Here is a 10,227-nt window from a genome sequence, read left to right on the forward strand (position 1 = left end):
AATTGCCCCGTATTAGAATTCAACGTTTGGAAAGTGAACTTTTCAAGCTTATCAGTACTGTTCTCACGTTCAAAGTACGAGATAAAGACCTGCAGATGGTCAATGTTACAGAGGTTAAGCTTACCAATGATCTGGCTTATGCCAAAATCTATTATACAACCTTGGAACCAAATGTAAAAAAGGTTCAGCTTGGCTTGGAACGCAGTAAAGGTTTTATAAAAAAAGAGATCGCAGCTGCTAAATTCATGCGGATCGTTCCGGAACTTATTTTTAAGTTTGATGATAAAGCAGAAAAAGCTCGCAGATTAGATGAGATCTTTGCTAAAATTCACCAGGAGGAAGCTGATACTGATGAGAATTGACGATCTGCAAAAAATAAAAAAACAATTATTAGATGCACTTCCAAATTACAAATCTTTCTGTATTCTCACTCACAAAAATCCTGATGGTGACGGTCTTTGTGCAGCTTTGGCTCTGCAGGAAATTTTATTAGATTTTGCCATAAAAGCAGATGTAGTAATCGAAGATGAAATACCAGATAATTACGAATTTCTGAACGGTTCTGAAAGGGTGAAAGTTTTTAATGATACAATGCTGTATAAATTCGTGATAATTCTGGATTGTCATGAAGTTGATCGTCTGGGAAAATGCGCTCCTCTGCTTCACACAGCCAAAGAAGTTTTCGTATTCGATCATCACGTGCAGCAGCAGCTGATAGAAAATTCCAAAACTTACATAAATGCCAAAGCAGTTTCTGTCGGTGCAATCCTGTTTGATATGTTTGAAGAAGAAATTGCAAATCTTCCTGCTGATTCGGCAAATTATGTTGCCAAAGCTCTATATACAACTGTTATAAATGATACAGATAATTTCATAAATATGAACACCGATGCAGCTACCTTTTTATTTTGTTCCAAATTGATGAAATTTGATATTGTTCCCGGACAGATCACAGAACAGTTTTTACTTTGCCGACCCGTAAATGAGATGCAGTTTATCGGGGAAGCTCTCTCTAAAATGGCAACTTATGATGAAGATAATATTCTGTTCATCGTTGCTTCTCTCGATATGTTGGAACGTCATGATCTTATCGATAAAGAAGTTTCCAAACTTACACGCTGGGTAAAAGGAACTAAAAATGTGAAAATTGTTGCAAGTTTCCTGGAGATAAATTCGAATCGTTATCGTATTAGTTTGCGTTCCAATTATATAAACGTAAATAAAATTGCTACAAAATATGGCGGCGGTGGACACAAAAAAGCTTCCGGCTGCGAGATCAAAGGCAGTTTAGAAAAAGTTCAACAAGGATTGTTGGAAGATATTCGAAACCAACTTCACAGCATTTAAATTCAAAGGATGATTATGAATCCGTTCGGCGTGCTTCTCATCGATAAACCTGTGGGATTGTCTTCATTCGATATTATCCGAAAGATCCGCAAAATTACTGATATCAGAAAAGTGGGCCACACTGGAACTCTGGATCCTTTTGCCACCGGACTTCTGCCGGTTTGTATAGGAAAAGCAACTCGACTTACAAACAGGATGATGGCAAAGGAAAAAGAATATCTGGTTACCATGAAACTGGGAGTTCGAACCGCAACCGGCGATACAGAAAGCGAAGAGATCGAAGAGCTGCAAATTCCCGAAATCTCAGATAATGATTTGATCGAACTCAAATCTAAAGTCGAAAAGATTGAATCTCAAATTCCTCACAAGTTTTCTGCCATCAGAATTGATGGCAAACGTGCTTATCAATTAGCTAGGAAAAATGAAGATTTTACCATTCAAGCCAGACCGATCCAAATAAATGATTTTTCTATTGAAAGTTTTGATTTACCGATCATGAAATATAGAGTTATCGTAAGCAAAGGAACTTATATTCGCACGCTTTCCGAGACTATTGCAGAGATGCTTGGTACGATCGGAACGACATTAGAATTACGACGAACAAAGATCGGAAATCTGAAAATTGAAAATGCGGTAAAAATAAAAGATTTGAATTCAGAAAACTGGCAGCAGAATATGATATCTGTACCTGATATTTTTCCTGATATTGAATCTATAATTATCGAAAATATTGAGCATTATAAAAACGGGCGTTTTATAGATTTAGAGCATGAAAATTGCGATGATGTGATGGTTTTATCTCCTGAGCAAGATTTTCTGGGATTCGCAAAAATACACGCCAATATGTTGCAGCCCAAGACGGTTTTTATATGAAATATATTAATAATAAGAAAAGTGAAAATTCCTCTATCCAGGCAAATTGGAGAACCCCTTTGTTCTGCGAAAGATTGTTACCAAGAAAGACAGAACATTTCCCCTTTGAAGGGGAACAATATGGAAGTAAAGAGAATATGAGTTCCACTTTCGCTCCCTGTGAAGGGAGCTGGCTCCGTGTAACGGAGGCTGAGGGTTATCAGAAGAAAGTAACCCCTTTGTTCTGCGAAAGATTGTTACCAAGAAAGACAGAACATTTCCCCTTTGAAGGGGAAAAATATGGAAGTAAAGAGAATATGAGTTCCGCTTTCGCTCCCTGTGAAGGGAGCTGGCTCCGTATAACGAAGGCTGAGGGTTATTATTAAAAAATGAAATTTCTAAACGGTCAGAACTGCAGTTTCAATTATCCTGTTATCAGCATGGGAACTTTTGACGGAGTTCATCTGGGGCATCAGAAATTACTGCAGAATTTAACTGATCGAGCCCAAGAAACCGGTGGAGAATCGGTTGTTATCTCCTATTATCACCATCCGTTGGAAACAATTCATAAAAAAACTTTTCCCTATCTTCTTACCGAGAGAAATCTGAAAGAAAAGCTGCTGCGAGAATTTGGTGTGGATTGTATTTTATATTTAGAATTTACTGAAGAAATGGCTGCGATGTCACCTGCTGATTTCTTGAAAAAAATATTGATAGATGAAATCGGAGCAAAAGAAATGATCGTTGGCTACGATACACATTTTGGCAGATTCCGCGCAGGAAATTATGAATTCCTGAAGAAAAATGCGGAAGAATATAATTATAAAGTATCGCTTGTAGAACCTTTTAAAATAAAGAATCGCATCATCAGCAGCAGTCTGATACGTGATTTTGTACGCGAAGGCGATCTATTTGATGCAGCCAGATGTCTGGGCAGGAAATATTCCATAATTGGCAAAGTTATCAAAGGTCAGCAGTTGGGGCGTGGGATCGGATTTCCCACGATTAATTTGCAACCGGTAGATGCTAATAAACTTATTCCCGGCATCGGTGTTTACGTTTGTGAAATTCACTGGAAAAATACGATTTTTCTGGGAACGACCAATATTGGTTACAGCCCAACTCTCAAGAAAAATCATTACAAAGAGATCGAAACTTTTATTTTGGATTTTGATGAAGATATTTATGATCAAACCGTTGAAGTGATCTTCCACAAAAAATTGCGAGATGAACTTGATTTTGCATCAACTCGCGAACTTATCGATCAAATAAAAAAAGATGTGGAAAACACACGGGGATATTTCCAGAACAACCCTGCTAAAAAGTAAGTAATATCCAAAACAACCCTGCTAAAATATAAAACCTTGACAAAATAACCCTGCAAAAATGTAATCGGGTGTAAGGTTTAAAGTGATAATCTGTTGGTTGTGAGGTTGTTATGTATGTGCAAAGAGAATTAGAAAATAAACTAAAAAAATATCTGAAAAGCCCTGAGATAATTGCAATTTTAGGAGCACGTCAGGTAGGAAAAACTACATTATTGCAGAACTTTTTTAATACGGAAAATTCATTAATGATCAGTTTTGAAGATAGGGAAAAGCTATCTCATTTTCAAGAAGATGAAAAGTCTTTTGCAGATTATTATTTAGATAAATGCGACATATTGATAATTGATGAATTCCAATATGCCAGAGAAGGTGGCAAAAAACTTAAATATATCTTCGATAATTATCCTGGTAAAAAAATTATCATCAGTGGTTCTTCTTCTTTAGAACTAACAGAGCAGGCAGCAAAATATTTAGTGGGTCGAATATTTCAATTTCAACTGAATTCATTTAGTTTTTCAGAAGTTTTGAGACATGAAGATATCCAACTTTATGAGCAATTGTATAAAGCTGCAGATCAATTAAAGGAATTTACTCAAATAAAAGATTATAAATTGCCAATTGTGCCGTCAGCACTTATCAGCAAAGCTTTGCAAATTTTAGATGAGTACATTATTTTTGGTGGTTATCCTCGAGTAGTATTAAGTGAAAATGCTGAAGAAAAAGAAACCGTTTTGCACAATATTTACAATACATATCTAATTAAAGAAATCAGAGAAATCCTGAATATAGAAAATGATTTTGAAATGGAGAAATTAACGAAATCGCTGGGGTTGAGAATAGCTGATTTGATAAATCTTAATGAAATATCAAATTTTATGGGAATGAATGTAAGAAAAGTTCAGCAATTAATCCATGTTTTGGAAAAAACTTTTATTATTCAGCTTTCAAATCCATTTTATACAAACAAACTTCTGGAACTTAGTAAAAGCAAAAAACTTTTCTTTCGAGATTCTGGTTTCAGAAATGCTGTGATCAAAAACTTTACCAATCAAGATTCGCGTACTGATACTGCAGATCTTTACGAAAATTTCATATTTGAAGAAACACATAAAAAAAATATAGAAACAAAGTATTGGCGTACAAAATCGAAAGCGGAAGTAGATTTGATAATAGAAAAAAATGGAGAAATAATCCCTGTTGAAATTAAATCCAATTTAAAAAGAAGCAGTATACAAAAATCACTTCATAGTTTCATCAAAAAATATGTTCCCGCTCGAGCCTTCGTTGTTTCAAGAGATTATTTTGATTTTAAAAAAATTAATTCAACAGATGTTTTGTTCATTCCATTTCCGTTATTTGTCCTAATAGATTTTTAAGTTTCGGAGGTAAACATGTTTTTCTGCACAGAATGCGGATCAGAAACCAGTAAATGGTCGGGAAAGTGCCCGGCTTGCGGAGCCTGGAATACATTGAAAGAAACAACACGGGTAACAGGAAAAAAGAAAAATCAGCGCGTAAGATTTGAACTTTCCACCCAACCGGAAAAGATTATAAACATCAAAGCAGATGCAAAAGAGCGGATATCTACCACAATCGGTGAATTGGATGGAACGCTGGGTGGTGGAATTGTTTCCGGAATGGTCGTTTTGATTGGTGGAGAACCCGGAATTGGCAAGTCAACTTTGATGATGCAGGTAGCAAATATTCTGGCAGATAAGCGAAAAGTTCTTTATGTTTCCGGAGAGGAGAGCAAACAGCAGATCAAAATGAGGAGTGTACGTTTGGAATGTACTTCGGAAGAGTTACTTCTATATTGTGAAAATGATGCAGAAGCTATTTTGAATACAATTTCCGATCTGGAACCTGAATTTGTAGTGATCGATTCCATCCAATCAATTTATATGAATTCTATCGACAGCGCTCCGGGAAGTGTTTCTCAATTGCGGGAATGCACCGGGCTTCTTACCCGAATTGCCAAACAGAAAAATATCCCGATCTTCCTTGTTGGACACGTTACCAAAGACGGCTCGGTAGCAGGACCGAAGATCATCGAACACATGGTGGATACAGTTCTTTATTTTGAAGGTGAAATGCAGAATCAGTTCAAAATTTTGCGTGCCACGAAAAATCGTTTTGGCTCTACAAATGAAATTGGAATTTTTGAAATGCTGGCTTCCGGTTTGCAGGAAGTCAAAAATCCATCTCAACTTTTCCTGCGGGAAAATGAAACGAATGTGGGATGTGCAATCGGCTGTCTGCTGGAAGGAACGCGTGCTTTCCTGGTAGAAGTTCAGGCTCTGGTTTCTCCTGCCAGTTATGGAAATTCGCAGCGAGTTGCTTTAGGTTTCGATCACCGAAAATTAGCTCTGATCTTAGCTGTTATCGAGAAAAATCTTTCCATAAATCTGCGGAATAATGATGTGTTTTTGAACCTGGCAGGCGGAATGAAAGTGATGGAACCGGCTCTGGATCTTTCGATAATTGCTGCAATCCTTTCCAGCGCCAAAGACACACCTCTTCCAGCTAAAACGATGCTGCTTGGTGAAGTTGGATTGAATGGAGAAATTCGGGCAGTATCGCAAGCTGAAAAAAGGATAAAAGAAGCGATTAAATTAGGCTACGAAAACATTATCGTTTCAGCACGAACCAAAAACGTGAAAAGCAAGATCACAAAACTAAAACATATTCGCCAGTTATTTCCGGTGTTGTTTGGGAAGTAGATTCATCCAATTATCGGTCATCCTGAGGAATTCTTTCTTAGAAAGTTGACGAAGGATAGACGAGTTCATATTTCGTCAAAAAGCAAAGAGTACCTCAATATGACGACATTTTTTTTGTAAGCCCACGAATTCATTCGTGGGTAACTTCGGCACAGGTTGGAAGAATCTCTTTGCATTCCGAGAAGTAAAGCACCAAGAGTTTTCACGAGATCCTTCCAAGGTAATGCTAACAGAAACGTCAGGATGACGGCTTTTTTTGGGTGCAAAGCGTTTTTTAGATTTTAAGCGACAAATTCGCTTGCAATTGCAATTCGTCATTGATCTGGTCATATCCTTCGATACGTCGTTACACTCCTACTCAGGATGACATATATTTTCCCCGTCCATCTAGTGATCCTGTCTAAGAAAATAAAAAAAGCCCCCGGAAATTCGAGGGCTTTCAAGTTCAAATATATTTTCTAAAACCCACCTGGTTTCGTAGCAGATTTAAGTTGCTGCAAAGTAGCTTTCTTGTTTTTTATCTCTTTCAATACAGAAGGATCTGAAGTCATTCCTTGAGCTTTATTCAAAAGAGCTTCTTCTTCCAGGAACAAATTATAAGCCTCTTCCTTCACTCTGTCACGATCTTCCACCAGCTGATCGGCAGCTTCACCGTAGTATCTGGATTTATCTTTATATTCTTCCTCGTACCACAAAAACTTCTCATATTTTTTGTAGCCCTGTTCAAATTTTACCTGAGCTTTTATCATGTAAGAGTCGTATAAATTTGCATCCAGTTCCAATGCTTTATCAGCCATTTGGATTGTTTTTCCATAATCTTTCATCACCAGGTAAATATCTGCAATTCTCAGATAAACTTTAGGAAGTTCAGGATTGATGTTTTTTAACTGAAGAAGGGTGTTCAATGCTTCCTGATTTTGCCCTGTAACACGATACGCTCCAGCCAGATTCATATAAGCATTCACATTTTCAGGTTGCTCAACCAAAACAGATTTATACTGCTGGATAGCATCATCCAATTTTCCAGTTTTTAGATAACACTTTGCCAGTTTTTTCTGCAAATGATCTACATCCGGAAATGCCTGGCTTGCAGATAAAAGAGGTTGAATTGCATCATCATACAATTCCTGATCGTATAACAAAACGCCCAGAGCCTGACAGGCTTCTGAATAGTTTTCATCAATTTCCAGTGCTTTTCGGAAGGCTGCTTCTGCATCTCCATAATATTCGATCTCGGAGTAAATATTTCCTATTCGATACCAGATCTCTTTGTTGTTTTCATCTATAGCAGCAATCTGTTCCAGAGCATCTACAGCTTCTTCGTAATATTCCATTTTAAGATAAGATTTACTTAAAAAATCTAACATATTTACGTTTTCAGGATCGATTTCCAGCCCTTGCAGATAATAATCTACTGATGCTTCATATTCTTTGTTCAAATATTTAATAGCACCCAGATAAAAATAGGCATCCACGTTTTGCGGATCGATCTGTATAAGGCTGCTGAAAGACTCTTCGGCGGATGCAAAGTTCTTACTGTTGAAATGCTGCAAGCCGATATCCATCAGTTTTGTAACTTCAGCCTGGCCAGATTCTTCAATTTTCGTTAACAAATTCTCAGAGATCATTGCACGACGGTCTTCTTTATTTTTGGTAACGTTAAAAATTATCGGAAAAACATCGGAAGTTTGCAAACTGTAAACATTCAATTGAACTTTGAATTCATTATTGGAAGCAGAACTAATTCCTCCCCAGAGAACAAAATCTGCCTCCAGATCAGTTCCTAGTGTACGTGCTTCGTCTTTTCCCATATAGGCAAAACCAGATTTCTTGAATGCTTTTTCGGCATCTTTAATTTTGATCAATTCCAGATTTTCATTGTCCTTGAAAACATTCTCAAAATCACGTTTGGTCATCTCCTTATAAACATAATCGCTGGGACGATCGTTCTTCTCGAATTTTACTATTGCTACTTTTTGGACTTCGGCTAAGAGTGAGAACATCAAAATGCTCATCAAAGCGAGAGTTAAAATTAACTTTTTCACACTTCCTCCAAGATTTATTTTCTTATTTCAATTTTCATACATTTTTTTTTCACTTCATTTTGGTGCAAGTTATTTTTTTGCTATATCTTTATTGGTTAATCAAAACGCTCTTCATTGTGTAGCATTCTATAAATCAAGACCTTGCCAGAGGTAAATTTTATTTTTACTTCTTTTTGCTGGAATGTATTGCTCAAACTGTAAAATCCATTTACATAATCTCCAAATTTTATAGGAAACTCAAATCCAAAACTTTCAAATTTTGTAACTTTTCCCGGAGAAAAAAAGGAGACCGTTTCACCGATTTCACCTTTAAAAACATATTGTCCTGATCGATAAATTTTCCAGTAACCGAAATTATCGTACAACTCAATTCCAAGATTGTTTTCTGCTACCCACAGCTTTTTCAAACTGTACAAAGTATGATCGCTGCGCCGGCCAAATATAGAGAATAATCTGATCAGATCTGGAGAAAGTGTGCTGGCAAAATTAAGTGTTTTTTCCAGGTCGGAAGTCTGCTGCTCTTCTATCCGGATTATTTTTGCATTACAGAATTTATGTTTATTCTCAGGAAAAATGGAATCAAGATCACCAATGATGTAATCTGGCTTTATATCCAATTCTCCACAATGATTTGCTCCACCATCGGCAGCAATAATAACATCCGATTGTAAAATGATCTCTTTCAACTTTTCTTCTGGCTTTTCGCCATTTCCGATGATCGAAATTACTTTTTCTTTTTTCATGGAATATAATTTACAAACAGGTAAAGAATTTGACAACCAATTCCATTAAATATTTTCTATCTATGCTTAGATTCGAAACAATTCGAATTTAGAAGAAGTGTAATGAAGTTGTTGAAATAAAGAGGCAAAGAAGCAGGGAGGCAAAGAGGCAAAGATGCAAAGAGGCAAAGAAGCAGAGAGGTAAAGATCCAAAGAAATAAAGATTCTTCGTCAATAGTCGCAAGAAGATTTCTGCAATATGACGATCATTGGTTATTAATCACTGGTCACTTGTCATTAGTAATTCGTATTTTCTCATTCTCTCAAAGTCACAAAGTCTCTCAATCACAAAGTCACAAAGTCTCTCAATCCCAAAGTCACAAAGTCTCTCAATCCCAAAGTCACAAAGTCTCTCAATCTCAAAGTCACAAAGTCTCTCAATCTCAAAGTCACAAAGTCTCTCAATCTCAAAGTCACAAAGTCTCTCAATCACAAAGTCACAAAGTCTCAAAATCTCATCGTCTCAACTCTCATCTCTCACTTCTGTTCCTTTTCTGCTTTCTGCTTTTTGCTTTTGGCCTTTTTTCCCAAGAAACCTGGGTAAAAACTTATCGTCCATTTCAACGACCTAACTGGACAGATAGATACGAAGTCGAAGATGTGATAATTACTCAAGATGGTGGCTATGTGGTCTGTGGATCATATGAAATTTTCGGCTATGATCCTCATGAGTATGAGAATTGGGCCTTCCTTATGAAGACCGATTCTGATGGCAATCTACTTTGGGCTGTTGATGATTCTCTGGATTTCATGATTAGCAATGGATATCAAATAGATTTTACTGAATTACCTGACGGCAGTTTACTATCTATAGGTTATTCAGCTTTTGGTGGAGGAGGGATCTATATGATAAAACGAGATTCGGAGGGAAATCAAATGTGGGCAATCCCATATGATAATGAATTCGGTGTTTTCTCTATGAAAACTACTTCTGATGGTAATGTAATTCTGGCTGGTGGTTCGAATAATAATGCTGCATTGAGGAAGATAAATCCTGATGGCAATACAATTTGGACTAGTGACCCGTCAATCATCGATTGTCGGATAGAGACGTTTCAATTTAACTCGTGAATCTTGGGTGGTAAACTGCCAGTTTATAGAGCATTCTTTTTTGTTTCTTGCTTTTGTCCATGCTGCTACCTGGCTGGACAGC

10 protein-coding genes are annotated in these 10,227 nt (G+C 36.8%); 8 read left to right on the plus strand and 2 right to left on the minus strand.

What is annotated here, in order from left to right:
• Nucleotides 1–2: 2 nt before the first annotated feature.
• The 7 genes from rbfA (at nucleotide 3) to radA (ending at nucleotide 6,247) form a co-directional block, all read left to right on the plus strand.
• Nucleotides 3–362 carry a 30S ribosome-binding factor RbfA gene (gene rbfA / locus K9N40_03330; protein ID MCF7813498.1) on the plus strand — a complete coding sequence of 120 codons (360 nt, stop codon included), beginning with the start codon at nucleotides 3–5 and terminating at the stop codon, nucleotides 360–362.
• Nucleotides 352–1,347 carry a DHH family phosphoesterase gene (locus tag K9N40_03335; GenBank protein ID MCF7813499.1) on the plus strand — a complete coding sequence of 332 codons (996 nt, stop codon included), beginning with the start codon at nucleotides 352–354 and terminating at the stop codon, nucleotides 1,345–1,347. Before rbfA ends, K9N40_03335 begins: the two co-directional genes overlap by 11 nt.
• Nucleotides 1,348–1,362: 15 nt before the next feature.
• Nucleotides 1,363–2,220 carry a tRNA pseudouridine(55) synthase TruB gene (truB, locus tag K9N40_03340; protein MCF7813500.1) on the plus strand — a complete coding sequence of 286 codons (858 nt, stop codon included), beginning with the start codon at nucleotides 1,363–1,365 and terminating at the stop codon, nucleotides 2,218–2,220.
• Nucleotides 2,217–2,585 carry a hypothetical protein gene (locus K9N40_03345; GenBank protein ID MCF7813501.1) on the plus strand — a complete coding sequence of 123 codons (369 nt, stop codon included), beginning with the start codon at nucleotides 2,217–2,219 and terminating at the stop codon, nucleotides 2,583–2,585. Before truB ends, K9N40_03345 begins: the two co-directional genes overlap by 4 nt.
• Nucleotides 2,586–2,588: 3 nt before the next feature.
• Nucleotides 2,589–3,527: a bifunctional riboflavin kinase/FAD synthetase gene (locus K9N40_03350; protein ID MCF7813502.1), complete on the plus strand. Its 939-nt coding sequence runs from the start codon at nucleotides 2,589–2,591 to the stop codon at nucleotides 3,525–3,527.
• A 110-nt stretch (nucleotides 3,528–3,637) separates the two neighbouring features.
• Complete coding sequence (locus K9N40_03355; protein ID MCF7813503.1) at nucleotides 3,638–4,903, plus strand: ATP-binding protein; 1,266 nt, start codon at nucleotides 3,638–3,640, stop codon at nucleotides 4,901–4,903.
• Nucleotides 4,904–4,918: 15 nt separating this feature from the next.
• Nucleotides 4,919–6,247, plus strand: coding sequence for a DNA repair protein RadA (gene radA, locus K9N40_03360; protein ID MCF7813504.1), 1,329 nt, complete (start codon nucleotides 4,919–4,921; stop codon nucleotides 6,245–6,247).
• Between the two features lie 458 nt (nucleotides 6,248–6,705).
• Here radA and K9N40_03365 read toward each other — a convergent pair whose 3' ends face one another.
• Both K9N40_03365 and K9N40_03370 read right to left on the minus strand, forming a co-directional pair.
• Nucleotides 6,706–8,292 carry a tetratricopeptide repeat protein gene (locus tag K9N40_03365; protein ID MCF7813505.1) on the minus strand — a complete coding sequence of 529 codons (1,587 nt, stop codon included), beginning with the start codon at nucleotides 8,290–8,292 and terminating at the stop codon, nucleotides 6,706–6,708.
• Nucleotides 8,293–8,387: 95 nt separating this feature from the next.
• Nucleotides 8,388–9,035: a thiamine diphosphokinase gene (locus K9N40_03370; protein ID MCF7813506.1), complete on the minus strand. Its 648-nt coding sequence runs from the start codon at nucleotides 9,033–9,035 to the stop codon at nucleotides 8,388–8,390.
• Between the two features lie 639 nt (nucleotides 9,036–9,674).
• Here K9N40_03370 and K9N40_03375 point away from each other — a divergent pair.
• Nucleotides 9,675–10,145, plus strand: a complete 471-nt coding sequence (locus K9N40_03375; protein MCF7813507.1) for a hypothetical protein — start codon at nucleotides 9,675–9,677, stop codon at nucleotides 10,143–10,145.
• Nucleotides 10,146–10,227: the final 82 nt, after the last annotated feature.

The sequence above is a fragment of the Candidatus Cloacimonadota bacterium genome, from assembly GCA_021734245.1.
GTDB lineage: Bacteria > Cloacimonadota > Cloacimonadia > Cloacimonadales > TCS61 > B137-G9.

Excerpts from the sequence above, each read along its gene's own strand:
- K9N40_03355 (MCF7813503.1), top strand. The coding sequence starts at position 3,638 with ATGTATGTGCAAAGAGAATTAGAAAATAAACTAAAAAAATATCTGAAA.
- truB (MCF7813500.1), top strand. The coding sequence starts at position 1,363 with ATGAATCCGTTCGGCGTGCTTCTCATCGATAAACCTGTGGGATTGTCT.
- K9N40_03370 (MCF7813506.1), bottom strand. The coding sequence starts at position 9,035 with ATGAAAAAAGAAAAAGTAATTTCGATCATCGGAAATGGCGAAAAGCCA.
- radA (MCF7813504.1), top strand. The coding sequence starts at position 4,919 with ATGTTTTTCTGCACAGAATGCGGATCAGAAACCAGTAAATGGTCGGGA.
- K9N40_03345 (MCF7813501.1), top strand. The coding sequence starts at position 2,217 with ATGAAATATATTAATAATAAGAAAAGTGAAAATTCCTCTATCCAGGCA.
- K9N40_03350 (MCF7813502.1), top strand. The coding sequence starts at position 2,589 with ATGAAATTTCTAAACGGTCAGAACTGCAGTTTCAATTATCCTGTTATC.
- K9N40_03335 (MCF7813499.1), top strand. The coding sequence starts at position 352 with ATGAGAATTGACGATCTGCAAAAAATAAAAAAACAATTATTAGATGCA.